19 protein-coding genes are annotated in these 18,260 nt (G+C 72.7%); 12 read left to right on the forward strand and 7 right to left on the reverse strand.

What is annotated here, in order from left to right; all coding sequences use genetic code 11:
* Positions 1-57 precede the first annotated feature (57 nt).
* Positions 58-495, forward strand: a complete 438-nt coding sequence (locus KDL01_RS27420; RefSeq protein ID WP_212531507.1) for a DUF3052 family protein — start codon at positions 58-60, stop codon at positions 493-495.
* 28 nt (positions 496-523) lie between these two features.
* On the opposite strand, the gene KDL01_RS27425 is transcribed toward KDL01_RS27420, so the two are convergent.
* Positions 524-1,321 carry a helix-turn-helix domain-containing protein gene (locus KDL01_RS27425; protein ID WP_212531508.1) on the reverse strand — a complete coding sequence of 266 codons (798 nt, stop codon included), beginning with the start codon at positions 1,319-1,321 and terminating at the stop codon, positions 524-526.
* A gap of 54 nt (positions 1,322-1,375) precedes the next feature.
* Here KDL01_RS27425 and KDL01_RS27430 point away from each other — a divergent pair, with 54 nt between their 5' ends.
* The 3 genes from KDL01_RS27430 (at position 1,376) to KDL01_RS27440 (ending at position 3,496) form a co-directional block, all read left to right on the forward strand.
* Complete coding sequence (locus tag KDL01_RS27430) at positions 1,376-2,629, forward strand: MFS transporter (RefSeq protein ID WP_212531509.1); 1,254 nt, start codon at positions 1,376-1,378, stop codon at positions 2,627-2,629.
* A gap of 109 nt (positions 2,630-2,738) precedes the next feature.
* Positions 2,739-2,954 carry a hypothetical protein gene (locus KDL01_RS27435; protein ID WP_212531510.1) on the forward strand — a complete coding sequence of 72 codons (216 nt, stop codon included), beginning with the start codon at positions 2,739-2,741 and terminating at the stop codon, positions 2,952-2,954.
* An 83-nt stretch (positions 2,955-3,037) separates the two neighbouring features.
* Positions 3,038-3,496 carry a nitroreductase family deazaflavin-dependent oxidoreductase gene (locus tag KDL01_RS27440; RefSeq protein WP_212531511.1) on the forward strand — a complete coding sequence of 153 codons (459 nt, stop codon included), beginning with the start codon at positions 3,038-3,040 and terminating at the stop codon, positions 3,494-3,496.
* Positions 3,497-3,559: 63 nt separating this feature from the next.
* Here the strand turns inward: KDL01_RS27440 and KDL01_RS27445 are convergent, their stop codons facing one another.
* From KDL01_RS27445 to KDL01_RS27455, 3 genes are all read right to left on the reverse strand, one after another.
* Positions 3,560-4,495: an NADP-dependent oxidoreductase gene (locus tag KDL01_RS27445; RefSeq protein ID WP_212531512.1), complete on the reverse strand. Its 936-nt coding sequence runs from the start codon at positions 4,493-4,495 to the stop codon at positions 3,560-3,562.
* Between the two features lie 43 nt (positions 4,496-4,538).
* Positions 4,539-5,234, reverse strand: a complete 696-nt coding sequence (locus KDL01_RS27450) for a type 1 glutamine amidotransferase domain-containing protein (protein ID WP_212531513.1) — start codon at positions 5,232-5,234, stop codon at positions 4,539-4,541.
* Between the two features lie 83 nt (positions 5,235-5,317).
* Positions 5,318-6,406, reverse strand: coding sequence for a saccharopine dehydrogenase NADP-binding domain-containing protein (locus KDL01_RS27455; protein ID WP_368861663.1), 1,089 nt, complete (start codon positions 6,404-6,406; stop codon positions 5,318-5,320).
* A 91-nt stretch (positions 6,407-6,497) separates the two neighbouring features.
* Here KDL01_RS27455 and KDL01_RS27460 point away from each other — a divergent pair, with 91 nt between their 5' ends.
* The gene (locus tag KDL01_RS27460; RefSeq protein ID WP_212531515.1) at positions 6,498-7,463 is read left to right on the forward strand and encodes a helix-turn-helix domain-containing protein; all 966 of its coding nucleotides are present in this window, start codon (positions 6,498-6,500) and stop codon (positions 7,461-7,463) included.
* On the opposite strand, the gene KDL01_RS27465 is transcribed toward KDL01_RS27460, so the two are convergent.
* Positions 7,441-7,923, reverse strand: a complete 483-nt coding sequence (locus KDL01_RS27465) for an iron chaperone (protein ID WP_212531516.1) — start codon at positions 7,921-7,923, stop codon at positions 7,441-7,443. The genes KDL01_RS27460 and KDL01_RS27465 overlap by 23 nt on opposite strands.
* 118 nt (positions 7,924-8,041) lie before the next feature.
* On the reverse strand, positions 8,042-8,728 hold the full coding sequence (locus KDL01_RS27470) for an SDR family oxidoreductase (protein ID WP_212531517.1): 687 nt from the start codon (positions 8,726-8,728) through the stop codon (positions 8,042-8,044).
* A gap of 199 nt (positions 8,729-8,927) precedes the next feature.
* Between KDL01_RS27470 and KDL01_RS27475 the strand changes: the two genes are divergently transcribed.
* The 6 genes from KDL01_RS27475 to KDL01_RS27500 all read left to right on the forward strand — a co-directional run bounded on the left by KDL01_RS27475 (position 8,928) and on the right by KDL01_RS27500 (position 15,750).
* Entirely contained in the window at positions 8,928-9,770 is an 843-nt protein-coding gene (locus tag KDL01_RS27475; protein WP_212531518.1) for a helix-turn-helix transcriptional regulator, read from the forward strand.
* A 103-nt stretch (positions 9,771-9,873) separates the two neighbouring features.
* Positions 9,874-11,292 (forward strand): MFS transporter, encoded by a 1,419-nt coding sequence (locus KDL01_RS27480; protein WP_212531519.1) that lies wholly within the window; start codon positions 9,874-9,876, stop codon positions 11,290-11,292.
* Positions 11,293-11,572: 280 nt separating this feature from the next.
* The gene (locus KDL01_RS27485) at positions 11,573-12,322 is read left to right on the forward strand and encodes an MFS transporter (RefSeq protein WP_212531520.1); all 750 of its coding nucleotides are present in this window, start codon (positions 11,573-11,575) and stop codon (positions 12,320-12,322) included.
* A 10-nt stretch (positions 12,323-12,332) separates the two neighbouring features.
* Positions 12,333-12,986: an ElyC/SanA/YdcF family protein gene (locus KDL01_RS27490; protein WP_212531521.1), complete on the forward strand. Its 654-nt coding sequence runs from the start codon at positions 12,333-12,335 to the stop codon at positions 12,984-12,986.
* Positions 12,987-13,151: 165 nt separating this feature from the next.
* A complete protein-coding gene (locus tag KDL01_RS27495) occupies positions 13,152-13,814 on the forward strand; it encodes a DUF1062 domain-containing protein (RefSeq protein ID WP_212531522.1) in 663 nt (220 codons plus the stop codon).
* A gap of 166 nt (positions 13,815-13,980) precedes the next feature.
* Positions 13,981-15,750, forward strand: coding sequence for a cellulase family glycosylhydrolase (locus KDL01_RS27500; RefSeq protein WP_212531523.1), 1,770 nt, complete (start codon positions 13,981-13,983; stop codon positions 15,748-15,750).
* A 104-nt stretch (positions 15,751-15,854) separates the two neighbouring features.
* Here KDL01_RS27500 and KDL01_RS27505 read toward each other — a convergent pair whose 3' ends face one another.
* Complete coding sequence (locus KDL01_RS27505; RefSeq protein ID WP_212531524.1) at positions 15,855-16,529, reverse strand: LysE family translocator; 675 nt, start codon at positions 16,527-16,529, stop codon at positions 15,855-15,857.
* 134 nt (positions 16,530-16,663) lie between these two features.
* Between KDL01_RS27505 and KDL01_RS27510 the strand changes: the two genes are divergently transcribed.
* The coding region (locus KDL01_RS27510) for a glycosyl hydrolase family 79 C-terminal domain-containing protein (protein WP_212531525.1) at positions 16,664-18,260 on the forward strand (1,597 nt) is incomplete at its 3' end.

Here is an 18,260-nt window from a genome sequence, read left to right on the forward strand (position 1 = left end):
GCCACCCGCCCCCCGCCGGGCGCCCGGCTCGGGCGGCTTGTCGTCTAGGCTGGGGAGATGGCCGAGAAGCAAGGCACGCCGCTGCCGCGCAAGCTGGGCGTCAAGCCGGGGCAGCGGGTGGCCGTGGTGAACGCGCCGGTCACGTTCGAGGCCGCGCTCGGGCCGTTGCCGCCGGACGTCACGCTCGAGGCCGCGGCCGGCGCGGCGACCGCGGTCGATTCGGGGCCGTACGACGTCGTGGTGTGGTTCGCCACGACCCGTCGCGCGTTGGCCGACGCAGTGGCGGGGGCCGACGCCGGGCTGCTCACGCCCGCGGGCGGGCTGTGGATCGGGTGGCCCAAGCGCGCCTCGGGGATCGCGACCGAGGTGGACGCGGACGTCGTGCGCGAGGTGGCGCTGCCCACCGGCCTCGTGGACAACAAGATCTGCGCCATCGATGACGCCTGGTCCGGCGTCCGGCTCGTGCTGCGCCGCGAGCTGCGTCCCCGGCCCTGATCTCGTCCAGGTCGGTGCGCCGTCCGGGTCAGCGGGCCCCGGGACGCGGCCGGGCGCTCTCGCGGTAGCGGCCCGGCGTCGTGCCGAACGCCCGGCGGAACGCGTCGATGAACGCGCTCGGGCTGCGGAACCCGCAGAGCCCCGCGACGGTGGTCACCGAGCTGCCCGCGGCCAGGAGCGTCAGGGCTCGTTGGAGGCGCAGTTGGCCGCGCCACTGCGGGAAACTCATGCCGAGCTCGGTGCGAAACAGCCTGCTGAGAGTCCGTTCGGCGGCGCCGACGACGCGGCCGAGTTCGGCCAGGGAACGCTCGTCGGCCGGGTCGGCGGTGAGCAGGGCGGCGACGGCGCGCAGGCGGTCGTCCTGCGGCGCGGGCAGCGAGAACGCCAGCTCCTCGACCAGCCGTAGACGGTCGAGCGCGACCAGTTCGAGGTGGTGGCGCTGCGTGGCGTCGAGCTCGTCCGCCTGCGGTCGCCCGACTCCGTCAGGGTCCTGAGCTTCGCTGAGTGCGACGATCACCTCCCGCAGCAACGGATCCGTCGCCAGCACGGTCGGCCGGTCCAGACGCAGGGGGTTGACGGTCTGCGGGAAGACCAGGGTGCGCATCTCGGTCGCACCGTAGGCGCGGTGCGCGTGCGGCACGCCCGCCGGGATCCACACCGCCCGGTGTGAGGGGACCACCCAGACCCCGAGCGGGGTCGAGATCTCGAGTACGCCGCGCAGCGGATAGCACAGTTGGTTCACGGAGTGGTCGTGCCAGTCGATGAGCTCGCCGGACAGCAGCGACCGCCGGGTGGGGCCGGACAGATCGAGGCGGTTTACCGACATGAATCGGCAGAATATCGGAAGTCGGCACCATGCCCCGGGCGCCAGAGTCGAGGCATGAACGCGATCCTCACCCAGGCGGGGCCGCCCGAGCCACCCGCCACCGCCGCCACGACCGAGGCGTCCGACGCGTCCGCAGCCCCTGCGCCGCAGCGTGCCTGGCCGCGGATGCGCCTGTGGGCCACCGCGCACGCCGTGGACGACTTCTACCAGGGCCTGATCCCCGCGAGCGTGCCCTACTTCGTGTTGGACCGGCACTACAGCTACCTCGCCGCCTCGGGCCTCACCCTCGCCGCGACCCTCGGTGCGTCGCTGCCCCAGCCGTTCATCGGACTGGCCGTGGACCGCTTCCGCCTCGGCGGACTCGCGGCCGCCGGCGTCGCCATCGCCGGGCTCGGTGCCGGGCTGTCCGGTCTCGCCGGGTCGTACGCGCTGGTCTGGCTGCTGATCCTGGTCTCGGGCGCGGGTGTGGCGATGTTCCATCCCGCCGCCGGGAAGTCCGCCCGCGAGGCGGCGGGGGAGAGCGCCTCGGCCATGAGCTTCTTCGCCGCCGGCGGCAGCGTCGGGTTCTTCCTCGCCCCGGTGCTCGCCACCCCGGCCCTGTCCGCCCTCGGCGTCGGCGCCACTGCCTTGTTCATCCCGCCCGCGCTGTTGGCCGGGTACGCGTTGCTGCGTGCGAAGGCCCGTCGGAACGCCGCGGCGGGGACGGCCGGAGCGGTCGGCGCGCACGGCGTGTCCTATACCGGCCCCGACCAGTGGCGCCCGTTCGCGGTGCTGACCGGCATCGAGGTGGTGCGCTCCATCGCCTTCTTCGGTATCAATACCTTCATCGAGCTGTACTGGCTGCGCTCACTGCACGCCTCCCGCGCGCTGGCCGGGACCGCCCTGGCCTGCTTCCTGGTCGGCGGAGTGCTCGGGACCCTGGCCGGCGGCCGGATCGCGGACCGGATCGGCACCATCCGCACCGTGCGGCTCGGCAGCGCGCTGGGCCTGCCCGCGCTGGTGGCGCTGCGGCTGTGCCCCGGCGCGTTCGCCCCGCTGCTGTTCGCCGTGCTGGCCGGGCTGGTGCTCAACATCCCGTTCGCGGTGCTGGTCAAGCTGGGCCAGGACTACCTGCCCGCCCGTCCCGGCACCGCCGCCGGAGTCACCCTCGGCCTCGGCGTGAGCGTCGGCGGCCTCGTCTCCCCGGTGCTCGGCGCGATCGCCGACAGCCACGGGCCGCGCGGGGTGTTCACCGTGCTGTGCGCGGTCCCGGTCGCCGCGATGGCCCTGGCGTTCCTGCTCACCCCGCCGCACCCGCGGCAGCAGTGAGCCGGGAGCAGCGAACCGGGAGCGGGCCGGTCCGCGCGGCCCGCACCCGCACTGCCCGCATGGCCGACGCCTGCTTGCCGCCGCGCCGCCAGGGCCGTTCCATGAACTCATGGAGCAGTCGAAGTTCGTCGACCATCCCGATCCGAACGTCGTGCTGCGCGGCGGTCCCCTCGACGGCCGCCGTACCCGGGTGCACAACTGGTCCACGGCGTTCCTCGAGTCGGACGGCCGGATGTACGCCTACCGCCCGCTGGGCGAGCTCGACACCGAGTACCCGACGCTGAACGTCTACGTCTTCGACGACGGTGCGCAGGCCGACGCCTGATCAGCCGGTCCGCCTCCCCGAGGATGTCAAGGCCGGAGCGTAGGCTGGGGGACACGCTGAACCATCGAGGCGGAGGTAGAGGCATGAGTGGCACGGAAACGCCGTTCGACGAGAGCAAGGTCGTCGACAGTCCCAGCGACTGGGTCAACTCCCACATCCAGACCTACGTGCGCACCGACGGCGCCGAGGGCCACGAGTTCCGCGGCGGCGCGCCGATCCTGCTGCTGACCGTGCTCGGGCGCAAGTCCGGCGTGTGGCGGCGCACGGCGCTGATCTACGGCCGGGCCGGGGACGCGTACGTGGTGGTGGCCTCCAAGGGCGGCGCGCCCACGCACCCGGTCTGGTACACCAACCTCGTCGCGCACCCCGAGGTGCACGTGCAGGTCAAGGGGGAGAAGTTCACCGCCCGGGCCCGGGTCGCCGAGGGCGAGGAGCGCACCAGGCTCTGGACCGTGATGTCCGGGATCTGGCCGGACTACGACGCCTACCAGGCCCACACCCCGCGCGAGATCCCGATCGTGGTGCTCGACCCGGTGAAGTAGCCCGGCGACAAACTCCGGCGATGTAGCCGAGGCGGCCCGGCGGCGACCGGCGCGGCCCGCGGCTCAGGCCACCACCAGCACCAGTTTCCCGTCGATCCGCCCCGCCTCGCCCAGGCGGTGCGCCTCGGCGGCGGCCGAGAGCGGCAGCGCGTCGTGGATGCGGGCGCGCAGGCCGCCGGAACGGGCGAGGTCGGCGATCACCTGCATGCCGGCGTGGTCGTCCTGCACCAGCATGGTCCGGTAGCGCACGCCGCGTTCGGCCGCGACGCGCTCTTCCGGGCCGCCCGGCTCGGTGCGCAGCAGCGTGACGAAGGTGCCGCCCGCCCGCACCGTGCTCAGGGCATTGACACGGGCGTCGCCGACCAGCGGGACCAGCGCGGCATCGGCCTCGCGCACCGCCTCGCGCAGGTCGGTGGTGCGGTAGTCGAGCGCCTCGGCCGCGCCGAGTGAACGCACGTACTCCAGATCCTCGGCGCTCGCGGTGCCGATGACCTTCGCGCCCATCCGTGCCGCGATCTGCACGGCGAGATGGCCCACGCCGCCCGCCGCGCCCTGAATCAGGACCCGTTGTCCGGCGGTCAGGTGCGCGGTGTCGTTGAGCGCCTGCCACGCGGTGAGCGAGGCCAGCGGCAGCGCGGCGGCCTCGACGAAGTCGAGGTTCTCCGGTTTGCGGACCATGGCGCGCGCGGGAGCGAGCACGTATTCGGCGTATCCGCCGACCCCGTGCGGGTACGGCAGCATGCCGAAGACCTCGTCGCCCTGGTCGAAGATCGTCACCCCGTAGCCCAGCTTGTCCACGATCCCGGCCACGTCCCAGCCGAGCACCAGCGGCAGCCGGCCGAGGAAGAGCGGCGCGGCCCGGTGCTTCCAGTCGGTCGGGTTCACCGCCGCGGCCCGCACCCGGATCCGGATCTCGCCGGGCCCCGGCTCGGGCACCGGCAGGTCGGCCTGCTCGAGCACCTCGGGGCCGCCGTACTCGCTCTGCACGATCGCGCGCACTGCAATCCTCCTGTCGTCCCCGCCTACCGCCGTTGCGCTCCGGCTATTGCAGCACGCTGATGAGTTCGGCGGCCAGCGGCGCGGAGGAGCTCGGGTTCTGCCCGGTGTGCAGGTTGCGGTCGCGCGCGGTGTGCGGACGGAACGGCGCGCCGTCCTCGACCTGCAGTCCGACCTGCTTGAGCCGGGTCTCGAGCAGCCAGGGCGCCGCGGCGGCGGTGCCGGCCAGCTCCTCTTCCTTGTCCGTGAAACAGGTGATGCCGAACCCGGCGAACGCGTTCGTCCCATCCTCCCTGGTCGCCGTGAGCAGCGCGGCCGGGCCGTGGCAGACGATGCCGATGGGCATGCCCGCGTCCAGCGCGCCGGTCAGCACCCGGCCCGCGTCCGGATCCACCGCGAGGTCCTCCATCGGCCCGTGTCCGCCCGGCACGTACACCGCCGCGTAGCGGGCCGGGTCCACGTCGCCCAGCGCGACCGGGCTGGCGAACTCGGGCGACTGGCCGACCGCCTTACGCATCCGCGCCGCGCCCTCGTCCCCGCCGTTCGCCCCCGGTTCCAGGCTGGCCGGGTCGGCCGGCGGGACCACGCCGCCGGGCGTGGCCACGGTCACCCGGTGGCCCGCCGCCCGGAACGCCTCCAGCGGCGTCACGGCCTCCTCGGCCCAGAACCCGCTCGGGCGGCGGGTGCCGTCCTTGAGCGTCCAGTGGTCGCTTCCGGTCATCATGAAGAGGATCTCGGCCATCGTGCCTGCTCTCGTCGACGTCGCTCACCCGCCACCCTGGCCGCCCGCGCGCCCGCACGCATCCGGACTGGCGCGCGGGCCGCTCAGCCCTCGTGCATCCGGGCTACCTCGAACACCTCGAAGGTCACGTGGGGGGCCAGAGCGCGCAGGAAGTCGGCCGCGTCGAACGCCGCTCCGGCCGAGGCGACGCCGGTCGTGCGCACCCGGCCGGAGAGGATGCGCTCCACCGCCTCCACCGCGAGCGGCGCGCTCACGGCGTAGATGTCCCGGCCGCGGGCCACCGCGCGGCGCCGCTCGTCCCCGGCGCGCAGCACGACGTCGACGACGAAAGTCTGCGCCGAGCGGCCGCGCTCGTCCACCGCGATCGGCGCGGTGTCCGGGGCGGCGAGATCCTCGGCCGCCTCGACCGACATGTAGTTGCGCACCTCGCGAACGCGCAGGTGGCTGGGGATGGTGACGACGTCGGCCATCGTGAAGTCGCCGAGCACCTTCCGGGTGCCGGTCGGCTCCGGGAAGGACCACGCGAGGCTCGGCAGTTCGGCCTCGTCGGTGTAGTAGTCGAGCCGGCCGCCGGTGAAGCGCACACGCTGCCCCGCACGCCGCTCCCGCGAGACAGTGCCGGCCAAGCGCGTGCCGGAGGTGGGGTGCCAGCTGCTCAGCCCGTAGGCCACGTGCGCCTCGTCCGCCGCGTCCCACTCCGCGTCCGTGCCGCCCGCGCCGTCCCCGCCGCGCATCGCCGCGGTGGCCAGCAGATCGCCCAGCCCGCCGAAGAACGCCATCGCCGGCACCACGCTCACGCCCGCCGCGCGCGCCCGCTCCGAGTACTGCGCGAAGGTGTCGGCGTTGGCCTCGATCTCGGCCGCCACGTCCACGTAAGGAATCCCGGCTCGCAGCGCGGCCTCGATCACCGGGCCGCCGGTGGCCGCGAACGGTCCGGCGCAGTTGATCACCGCGGCCGCGCCCTCGAACGCGCGGTCGAGCGAGGCCGCGTCGTCCACCGAGGCGGTGCGCGCGCTCAGGCCCGGGTAGGCGAGCGCAAGGTCCCGCAGCTTGTCCGCGTCGCGGCCGACGAGCAGCGGGACGTGGCCGCGTTCGAGCAGCTCCGCCACCACGAACCGCCCGGTGTGCCCGTACGCCCCGAAGACCGCCACCACGGTCCGATCCGAACCCATATCCGACTTCGCTGTGTCCATGGGGAGATCGTGTCAGCGCGGCCACCGCCGAACCAGCGGCGGGAACGCCACGTCCCATACAGTTTCGGACATGACCACGCTCGCCTTCGCCGCCCTCGACGGCATGCTGCACTACGAGCTCGCGACGGCCTGCGAGATCTTCACCCTCGACCCGACCGGCCTGGCCGATCCCTGGTACGACGTCGTGGTGTGCGCCCAGGGCCCGATCCAGGCCGGGCGCTTCGTGATCGAGCCGGACGACGGCCTCGACCGGCTCGCCCGCGCCGAGACCGTGATCGTCCCGTCCATCGCCGACGTGGACGCCGAGATCCCGCCCGCGCTGCTCGACGCGGTCCGCGCGGCACACGAACGCGGGGCGCGGCTGGTCTCGCTGTGCACGGGCGCGTTCGTGCTCGCCGCCGCCGGGGTCCTCGACGGCCTGCGCGCGACCACGCACTGGGCCCACACCGACGTGCTCGCGGCCCGCTATCCGCGGGTGCGGGTCGACCCGGACGTGCTCTACGTGGACAACGGCCGGGTGCTCGCCTCGGCCGGCAAGGCCGCCGCGATCGACCTGTGCCTGCACCTGATCCGCCGCGACCACGGCCCGACCGTCGCCAACGCGGTGGCCCGGCGCATGGTCGTGCCGCCGCATCGGGCCGGCGGCCAGGCCCAGTTCGTCACCACCCCGGTGCCCGCCCGCGCCGACCACCCGCTGGCCGACCTGCTGTCCTGGACGATGGCGCGGCTCGACCGGCGGCTGACCGTGGAGGACCTGGCCCGGCAGGCCAACTTGAGCTCGCGCCACCTGGCCCGGCAGTTCCGCGCGGCCACCGGCACCACCCCGCTGCAGTGGCTGCTCATCCAGCGCATCCGCCGGGCCCAGGACCTGCTGGAGAACACCGAGCAGGGCATCGACGCGGTCGCCGAGGCCGCCGGGATGGGCACGGCGACCACGCTGCGGCGCCACTTCCACGCGGCCGTGGGCGTCTCCCCGGACGTCTACCGGCGCACCTTCGCCGCCAAGGCCCTGCTCAGCCCGCCGCCGCCTGCTTGATCAGGGCCGCGATGCGCTTCTCGTCGGCCGCGCTCAGCGTGGTCAGGGCGTAGCCGACCGGCCAGAACGCGCCGTCGTCGAGGTGCGCGGCGTCGCTGAAGCCGATCGTCGCGTACCGGGTCTTGAACTTCTGCGCGGGCTGGAAGTGGCAGACGATCCTGCCGTCCCTGGCGTACGCGGGCATGCCGTACCACAGCCGCGGCGCGAGTTCCGGGGCGTTCTCCTGGACCAGCGCGTGGATCCGCTCGCCCAGGACGCGGTCCGGCTCGTCGAACCCGGCGATCTTCTCGACCACGGCGGCGGCCTCCTCGGCGGCCTTCTCCGCCTTGGCTCCGCCGCGCGAGGAGGCCTTGAGCTCCTTCGCGTGGTCCTTCATCGCCTCGCGTTCCTCGTCCGAGAAGCCCGCGTAGGACCCCTCGGACTCGGCCGTGCGCTTCGTGCTCTTCTTCGCCTGCGCCATCGCGGCGTTCCTCCCGTGTCGGTCCCTCTGGATCTCCCATCCTAAGAAGGGGCCGCGGCGCCCGCTTCTCGAAAACTGATCGGTGGGCCCGCGGCCGGACACGGGGCGCGGCGGCTGGTCAGGACACCGTGAAGCCCCCGTCCACCGGCAGGATCGTGCCGGTCACGTAGGAGGCGTTGATCAGGTACCTGATGGCCTCGGCCACGTCCGCGGGCTGTCCGATCCGCTTGGCCGGCACGCTCTCGGCCGCCGCGGCGAACTGGGCTCGGCGTGCCTCGTCCGGCAGGAAAGACCACCAGGCGGTGTCCACCGCGCCCGGCGAGACGGCGTTGACCCGGACCGGCGCGAGCTCGGCCGCGAGCGGCGGCACGATCCGGTCGAGCGCGCCGTTGGCCGCGGCCAGGGCGACGGTGCCGGGCAGCGCGGCCCGCGAGGACGCCGCGGAGACCACCGTGATCGAGCCGGTCACCTGCGCCTGCTGGATCGCATACAGATAGGCGAAGAGCTTGCCCTCGAGCGCGCCCTTCACCTCCGCGATATCGGTGTCCTTGAGCGGACCGAGGCCGCGGGCGCCGGGGCTGAAGGCGAGCACGAGGTGCTCGAACGCGCCGATCCGGGCGAAGAACGCCGCCACCGCAGCCTCGTCCGTCCCGTCGAGCCGCTCGGCCACGGCCACCTTGTCCTCGATCGCAGCGAGCCGGGCCGCGTCGCGCCCGCACACGATCACCTCCATTCCGTCCGCCGCGAGCGCCTCCGCGCTCGCCAGGCCGATTCCGGCCGTACCGCCCATGATCACTGCGCGCATCGTCTCGCCCCTCGTCGTATCCGTGTACGAAATCCGTGTACGGCATTCGTGTACGAAATTCGTGTACGTACTCCGGCTTCGATCTCCGGGTACGTCATCAGGCTGGCAGCCGCGCGGCCGGGCATCCAGATTGCGTGCACACCGGTACTCGGACCACCAGGGTCGGGACTCGACGGTGCGAACTCGATATCCTGGGCGAATGATGGGGACGGCGGCCGAGCGACGGCGTGAGCTGGCCGACTTCCTGCGCAGCCGGCGCGAACGGCGTCGCCCGCAGGACGTGGGCCTGCCCGTGGGCGCGCGGCGCAAGACCCCGGGCCTGCGCCGCGAGGAGGTCGCCACCCTCGCCGGGGTGAGCGTGACCTGGTACACCTGGCTCGAGCAGGCGCGCCAGATCCGGGCTTCGCGCGAGGTGCTCGGCAGCCTGGTCGGCGTGCTGGGCCTCGACACCAAGGAGACCGAGCACCTGTTCCAGCTGGCCGGCGAGGCGGCACCGGCGAGTCCGCCGGATCTGGCCGGCGCCGTGGCGCCCTCGTACCGGCTGTTGCTCGAGCAGCTCGAGCCGAATCCGGCCTACCTGGTCAACCGCCGCTTCGACCTGCTCGCCTGGAACCGCGGCGCCGCGGCCCTGTACCTGGACCTGGAACGCTTCCCGCCCGAGCGTCGCAATGTCCTGTGGCTCACCTTCACCTCGCCGGCCGCGCGGGCGATCTCCGAGGACTGGGCCGCCGACGCCGCGCACGCGGTCGGGGTGTTCCGGGCGCAGCTCGGACCGGGCGTGCTCGACGCGTCGATCACCGCGCTGGTGACCGAGCTCGAGGGCGAGAGCGCGGAGTTCCGCGAGCTCTGGCGCAGCCGGGAGGTAGCCACGTACGTCCCGGCCGGCCGCGCGGTCCGCCACCCGCGGCTGGGCCGGATCGAGTGCGAGTACGTCAAGATGCACGCCGCGGACGACGACAAGACGCTGGTCGCCTTCCTCGCCCCGCCCGGCTCCGAGCTCTCCCGCCGGCTCGCCGAGGCGATCGCGCCGCACGCTCCCTGACCCGCGGGCCCGAACCGGAAACTCAGTGTGACGACACGCATACCAATGGTCGATCATACGAGGGATTCCGCGAAACCCCGGGCCGGATGGGATGCTGAACGCCATGCGCATAGCCTCCGCGTCGCGAGAACCCGGCACCCTGTCCCGCCCGACCGCGTTGCTGGTGGCCGGCGCCATGTTCATGGAGCTGCTCGACGGGACGGCGCTGACCACGGCCTCGCCCCGGGTCGCCGCCGCGCTCGGGGTCTCCTCCGCCGCGATGGCCGTGCCGATCAGCGCCTACCTGATCACGGTCGCGGCGTTCATCCCGCTGGGCGGCTGGGTGGTGGACCGGTTCGGCGGGCGGCGCACCTTCGCCCTCGCGGTGGTCGTCTTCACCCTCTCCTCGGCGCTGTGCGCGGCCGCGCCCTCGCTGGCGATCCTGGTCGCGGCGCGGGTGGCGCAGGGCATCGGCGGCGCGCTGATGGTCCCGGTCGGGCGGCTGGTGGTGCTGCGCGACATCCGGCGCGAGGAGGTGATCCGCGCGGTGGCGCTGTTCACCTGGCCCGCGCTCGCCGCGCCGCTGCTGGGGCCGGTGATCGGCGGAATCCTGGCCACCTACGCGTCTTGGCGCTGGATCTTCCTGCTCAACCTCCCGCTCGGCGTGCTCGCCCTGTGCTGCGTCGGCACGATACCCGCGGACACAGGGCAGATCCGGCGGCTGGACGTGCGCGGCTGGTGGTCCAGCGCGGTGTGTCTGGGCTCGCTCACCGCCGCCGCGGCGATCGTGGCGATCCCGGGCGCCGGGCTCGCGCCCGCGTTCGGCTGCGCCGTGGTGGGCGTGGTTACCGGGGCGCTCGCGGTGCACCGGCTGCGCACCGCCCCGGAGCCGCTGATCAGCCTCGGCTCGCTCAGGGTTCGTACATTCCGGGTCTCGCACGCGGGCGGCTCGGTCTTCCGCGTGGTGTGCAACGCGGTGGCCTTCCTGGTGCCGCTACTGTTCGTGGACGACTTCGGCTGGACCCCCGCGCACGCCGGCGCCGCGCTGGTGGCCCTGTTCGCCGGGAACCTCGGGATCAAGCCGGCCACCACGCCGCTGCTGCGCCGCTTCGGCTTCCGCGCCGTCATCGTGGTCTCGGTCTGCGGCCTCGCCCTCACCGTCGCACTGATGGCCACACTGAGCCCGAGCACGCCGCTGGTGCTGATCCTGTTGCTGCTCGCGGCCAGCGGGGTGTTCCGCTCCACCGGGTTCAGCGCGTACAACACGGTCGCCTTCGCCGACATCGACCCCGCCCACCTCACCGACGCCAACACGCTCTCGTCCACGATCCAGCAGCTCGCGGTCGGCCTCGGCGCCGCGTCCGGCGCCCTCGCGCTGCGCTTCGCCCTGCTGCTCGACCCGCACGAGAGCTACCGGGAGGCGTTCGTCTTCATCGCCCTGACCCTGATCGTCCCCATCGTCGAGGGCGCCCTGCTGCCGGCCGGCGCGGGCGGCAACCTCACCCGCGCCGCGTCGCCGAAGCCGGCCCCCTCGCGGAGCTAGGGGCCGTGCGGGGTTCAGATCTAGGCGGAACGGCTGATCGCCTTCGCCTGGCCGCCTGTCCGGAACGCCCACAGACGACCGAGTATGAGGGCGCCCCGGACAGGCGCCCAGACTCGGCGCTGAGCCGTTCCGCTGATCTAGATCTGAACCCCGCACAGCCCCTAGGGCCGCGACCAGCCTCGTTCACCCCCAAACCAGCGTTGGCACTCTTGACACGAGAGTGCCAACGCTGATTTCGTTGGCACTCTCGATGGGAGAGTGCCAATCGCGAGGAGCGGCCATGGCAGCGCCGGCGCTGGGCGCACCGTATCGGCGGCTGTGGTCGGCCACGTTGCTCTCCAACCTGGGCGACGGTGTCCGGGCGGCGGCGTTTCCGCTGCTGGCGGTGAGCTTGACCCGCAACCCGATCCTGATCTCCGGCGTGGCCGTCGCCACTCAGCTCCCCGGCGTGCTGCTCGCGTTGCCGGCCGGGTCACTCGCCGATCGGTTCGATCGTCGGCAGATCGTCATCGCTGCCGACGCCGTCCGGCTCGCCTTCCTGCTGGGGCTGATCGGCCTGATCGCCTCCGGCTGGGCGACGATGAGCGTGTTGTACGTCGTCGTGTTCGTCTCCGGCGCCACCGACGTGGTCCGGGCCACGGCCGCCGGCACCCTGGTGCCGTCCCTCGTGCCGCTCGAGCAGTTGGACCGCGCCAACGGCCGGATGGTCACCGCCGAGATCGCCGGCAGCGAGTTCATCGGGCCGCCCCTCGGCGGCTTCCTTTTCGGCATCGCATGGGTGCTGCCGTTCGCCGTCAACGGCGGAACGCCCGCGCACCTGTTGGGACGCGTGATCAGTATCAATCGGGCCGTCATCACCGCGGCCTCCCTCGCCGGGGCCGGGCTAGGCGGCATCACCGCGAGCCGCCTCGGACTGCACGCCCCGTTCCTGCTCGGCATCCCCGTCCTGGTCCTCGCCGGAATCCTCACCGCCGCGGGCCGCACGACGCCATCGGCGACTTTCCCAGAATCAGACCCCTCACGTGGTTAGCATGGTGCGCATGGCGTCGCGCGAGCCGAGGATCGCCCGCGGCATCATCGTCTTCGGCCGCGGGCACGCCCCGGGCCGCACCGACCGGCTCAGCGACGCGGCCCTGGCCCGGGTGGACCGGCTCGCGCAGTACCTCGCCGAGCACGCCGCCGACTTCGCCGAGCAGCGGGCCGTGGTCGTGTGCAGCGGCGGCTGGGCGGGCGCGGCCGGAGCCGTGGCACGGCGGCCGGCCGACGAGGAGTGCGAGGGCAACCTGATGGCCGCGGCGGCCCGCACGCTCACCGTCGAAGGCAGGCCACTGACGCGGTACGCCGACGTCCGGGCCGAGATCGAGTCCGCGAGCACGCTGGAGAACGCCCTGCGCGTGCACGCCGGCGGCTTCTTCGCCGGAATGGACTTCGACGCGCGCCACCCGCTCGGCCTTGTCGCCCACCCCGGCCACGTCGAGCGGGCCGGCTACTACTGCCGCAAGGTGTTCGGCCTCGAGCGCGCGGCCCTGCTGCCCCTCGTCGCCACCGGCGGCGACCAGCTCTCCGCGGGCCTGCCCGAGCCGCTGATGAACCTCGCCACCCGCCTCGCCTGCGCCGGCGCCCGCCGGCCGGAGGCACTGCGTCGCAGGGAACGCATGCTCATCGGCCTCGCCCGGGCCCTCGGCCGCGGCTGACCGCGCGCGGCTGACCGGCCGCGACTGCCCCGGCAACCCGAAAATCAGTTGCCTGCCGCACCCGAACCGAGCACGCTGACCGCGTGGACTTCTGAGTAACCAGCGCAACGACATCAACGGGTGTCCGCGGCCGTCCCGGCCGCCGCCCGGCGATGAGTGCTGCGTGTGACGCCCGATCCGGCAGACTCACGACTCACGGAAATCCACTCATCTATGAATCAACAGATTGCGCGCAAGTCCCTGTGGACGGTGCGCGGACTCGGGCTGCCCGCCGTCGTGCGCGCCTGCCCCGACTGCAGCTGCACCCGGCACCTGGCCTCGGGAAAGTTCCGCGTCAACGCGAACGGCAAGCTGCTCGACGTCTGGCTGCTGGTGCTGTGCGCCGGCTGCGGTCGCACCTCCAAGGTGCCCGTGCACGAGCGTGTCCACGTCCGCGATTTCGACGACGCGCGGCGGGCGGCGTTCGAGGACAACGACGCCGCACTGGTACGCGAGGCCGTCTGCAGCGCGGCGCTGGCCGAACGCCGTAGATACGGGCTCGACTGGACTGGTACCTGGGCCTTGGACACCGACATGCCCTTCGCCTCGCTGGATCGCGACCTTCGCACCGACCCGGCCGCCGCGAACACCGAGATCCTGGTCGGCTTCGAGCTGCCGGTGCCCGTTCGGCTGGAACGGCTGCTGATGGAAGGACTCCGGCTCAGCCGAGGGCGTGTACGAGCCCTGATCGACGAGGGGGTGATCCGGCTGCCGGCCGGCCTGCGCGTGTCCGGCAAGGTCAGCGCGGACTTCGGCTTCCGCGTCGTCTTTTCATCCGAGCTTTCATGACGAAAGGCGGCGCAGGCCCGTCGAACTGGTTTCGACGCGCCTGCGCCGCTTGGCCGCACTCGGGCCGGTTTGTACCATCACGGGCGCGATACCCCGTGACACGGCGTGGACACGAACCGCGTCGGCCACGTGATCTCCGGACTTTCCGGTAAGGAGGTAGATACGCGTGCACCACCCTTTCCCCGGCCCGGCTCCCACCGCCGCGGCCGCCCGCCCGTCCCGGCTGCGCCGCCGCGTCGCCGCGATGGTCTCGGCCGTGCTGGTGGCCGTCGGCATGAGCGCCGCCGCCGCTCCGCAGGCTTTCGCTGCCGCAGGCTGTAGCGCGACCTACGCGAACCAGAGTGCGTGGAGCGGCGGATTCGTCGCCGCGGTGACGGTGACCGACTCGGGCACCACGGCCCTGACCGCCTGGACCGTCACCTTCACCTTCGGTGGCGACCAGAAGGTGACGAGCAACTGGAACAGCTCGCAGGTGCAGTCCCTGGAGTACGTCACCGCCTCGAACCTGAGCTACAACGGCGCGGTCGCGGTCGGCTCCAGCACGTCCTTCGGCTTCCAGGGCACCTTCAGCGCGAGCGATGCCGCGCCGACCGGCATCACCTGCACCCCGTCCGCCACCGTCACCCCCGCGATCGTCGCCACGACGAGCGCGGCCCCGGTGATGCAGGGCTTCACCGACACCTACGGCGTGGCGCTCTCCCAGGCGCCCACCGCGAACGTGACCGTGGCGGTGGCCCGCTCCTCTGGCAACAGCGGTCTGAGTGTCGGCTCGGGCGCATCCCTCACCTTCACCCCGACGAACTGGAGCACCGCGCAGAACGTCACCGTCGCGGCGGACACGGCGAGCACCGGCGCGGGCACCTTCACCGCGAGCTCCACCGGCTACACCTCGGCCGCGGTCACCCTCACCGAGGTCGCCGCGACCCCGGCGCCGCAGCTGCACGTGTCCGGCAACGAGATCGAGAACGCGGCCGGCAGCCAGGTGATCCTGCACGGGGTGAACCGCTCCGGCGCCGAGTACGCGTGCGTCCAGGGCTGGGGCTTCTTCGACGGACCGGTCGACGAGGCGTCCATCCAGGCCATCAAGAGCTGGACACACGTCACGGCCGTGCGGGTGCCGCTGAACGAGGCGTGCTGGAACGCGGAGTCGTACGTGGCCTCCGCCTACGCCGGCGCGTACTACCAGGCGGCGGTGGAGAACTACGTCAAACTGCTCAACGCCAACGGCATCGTCGCGATCCTGGACCTGCACTGGACCGACGGGCTCTACACCGGCACGTCCTCGGGCTGCTCCTCGGCCCAGGCCACCTGCCAGAAGCCCATGCCGGACTCCGCCGAGGCCATCCCGTTCTGGACCTCGGTGGCCACCGCCTTCAAGGGCAACAACGCGGTGATCTTCGACCTGTTCAACGAGCCCTACGCCTCGCGCGCCACCGGGAGCACCACCACCGGCTGGCAGTGCTGGGAGAACGGCGGCACCTGCGCCGGCATCGGATATCCGGTGGCGGGCATGCAGTCGATGGTGAACGCGGTCCGCTCCGCCGGCGCCAGCAACATCCTGATGCTCGGCGGCGAGGAGTACGCCAACGACCTGAGCCAGTGGCTGACCTACGAGCCGACCGACCCGGACGGCGACCTGGTGGCCTCCTGGCACTCGTACGACGGCAACACCTGCAACACCCAGTCCTGCTGGACCAGCCAGGTCGCCCCGGTCATCGCGAAGGTTCCGGTGATCGTCGGCGAGATGGGCGAGGGTGACTGCGCGGGCACGTACATCGACCCGCTGACCACCTGGCTGGAGAGCGAGAACACCGGCTTCCTGGCCTGGACCTGGGACGCCTGGGGCAGCTGCTCCAACGTCCTGATCAGCGACTACACCGGCACTCCGACCGGGTACGGCGCCGCGTACAAGGCGATCCTGGAGGCTCTTCCGTAGCCCGGGGACGCTGCTGACGGCGGGGTCGCGCACACGGCGCGGCCCCGCCGCCGCGTCTTCTCGTGTCGGTTGCTGTCGGAACGCGGACGTCGGTCGCGCGGACGTCAGCTGCGTGCGGCCGCGAGGCGTATGCCGAAGCCGACCAGCACCGAGCCGGTGACCGCGTCCATGGCGCGCTTGACCCGGCCGTCGGTGAACAGGCGGCGCGCGGTGTGCGCGGTCAGGATGATGCCGGTGAACCAGATCATGCCCTCCACGTCGTGCACCAGCGCCAGTGCCGCGCCCATCAGCAGGTGCGGCGCGCCGGCCGGGATGAACTGCGGCAGCATCGCGACGTAGAACACGCCGATCTTGGGGTTGAGCAGGTTCGTGGTCAGGCCTCGGGACCAGGCGCGCGGGAGCGCACGGCGCGGGCGGACCGGCTGCGCTGACGCCGTTGCCGCGTCCGCCGCAGCCGTTGCGGCGGCATCGGCCGCTTCAGGGGAGCGGCGCAGCGCCTCGAGCAGCATCCGCCCGCCCATCCAGACCAGGTAGGCTGCGCCGATGACGCGCAGGGCGAGATAGGCCGTGTGCGAGGCGGTGAGCAGCACCGACACGCCGGTCGCGGCGGCCACGCCCCAGATCAGGCCGCCGGTGCCGATGCCGAGGGCGGTCGCGAACGCGGCGGCGCGGCCCTGGGCGAGTGCGGTGCGCAGCACGATGGCGGTGTCGAGACCGGGGATGATGGTCAGCAGGCCCGCGACGGCGGCGAAGGACAGGAACGCATGGGTGATCGTCACGGAACTCCATCCTCGCACGGGCCGGGCGAGGATGATCAAGCGGCCCCCAGGTTCCGGAACCCCAAGCCGTTGACGGGCCATTTTCCCCGCCCTATCGTGACGACGGTTCACCCACCTAATCATTGTTCTCATATATGAACACGATTGCGAGCCCGGGGATCGTCATGAACACCGCCACCCACACCGCAAGCCCCTACCCGCCCGGCCGGTCCGCCCGTCCCGGACGCCTCGGCCGTCCGCGTCGCCCTCGACGCGACAGGCCGCTCGGCGCGCGCCGGCTCGCCGCCGCCGGCACCGCCCTCGCCCTCGCCCTCGTGACGGCCGGCTCCGCGGTCGCCGGGGCGCCGAGCGCCGCGGCCGCCACGCCGCCGGTCGTCGCCATCACCCAGGCCCCGCTGAGCGCCTCGCTCACGGCCGGGTCGCTCGGGCTCTCCTTCGAGGCCTCCGACCTCGCGCTGCCCGCCTTCACCTCGGGCAACCTGGCCAGCTATCTCAAGACCCTGGGTTCCTCCACGATGCGCATCGGCGGGAACACGGTGGACGAGACCTTCTGGACCTCCACCGGTGAGACGCCGCCGTCCTACTCCCTCGCCACCATCACCCCGGCCGACCTGACCGCGCTGGCCGGGCTGGCGAAGGCCAGCGGCTGGAAGGTGATCCTCGGCGTCGACCTCAAGCACGACGACCCGGCCCGCGCGGCCGACGAGGCGGCGCACGCGCTCGCCGCGCTCGGATCCTCGTTGCAGGCCATCGAGATCGGCAACGAGCCCGACCTGTACTCGCAGTACTCCGGCAACACCGCGCAGTACTTCACCGACTTCGAGTCCTACGTCGCGGCCATCACCGCCGCGGCCCCGGGCGTGCCGATCGAGGGCTCCGACGCGGCCGGGTCGCCCACCGCCTCCTGGCAGAGCGCGTTCGTCTCCGCCGAGGCGGCCAAGTCCAAGCCCGACATCGTCGAGCTGACCAACCACTACTACCCGCTCAAGGACTGCTCCAGCGGCGACGACCCGACCATCGCCGACCTGCTCGGCACCTCCGTGCGCAACGCCGAGACCACCGTGGCCGACAGCGCGGTGACCCAGGCCGTGAAACTGGGCGTGCCGGCCGTGATCGACGAGGGCAACTCCGTAGTCTGCGAAGGCATGCCGGGGGTGAGCGACGTCTACGCCTCCGCGCTGTGGGAGATCGACGAGCAGCTCGACTTCGCCCGCGAAGGCGTGTCAGGGGACTACATGCACGGCACCGTGCTGCAGTGCGACACCGGCAAGCCGCTGTTCATGTACTACACCCCGCTGTGCGCCCCCACCGCCGCGGACGCCACCGCGGGCACCGAGGCCGCGCAGCCCGAGTACTACGGCCTCGCCGCGGTGCACGCGATCGGCACCGGCAACTTCCTGAGCCTGAGCAACCCGGACTGGGCCGCCGTGCGCGCGTACGCGGTCCGGCACGCCGACGGCACCATGACCGTCGTGCTCGACAACGTCCAGGACCCGGCGAGCAACGGCGCCAGCACCCTGCAACTCGACCTCGGCGCGAACTTCGGCTCGGGCAGCAGGATCGACCTGACCGCGAGCGGCCTGACCGCCACCAGCGGCATCACCCTGGGCGGCCAGAGCGTCCAGGCCAACGGCACCCTGCCCGCGCCCACCGCCACCCCCGTCGCCGTCAGCGGCAGCACCCTGACGGTCTCGGTCCCGGCCGGCGACGCCGCGCTGATCACCCTCACCC

Source organism: Actinospica durhamensis, assembly GCF_018139695.1.
In the GTDB taxonomy this organism is placed as follows: domain Bacteria; phylum Actinomycetota; class Actinomycetes; order Streptomycetales; family Catenulisporaceae; genus Actinospica; species Actinospica durhamensis.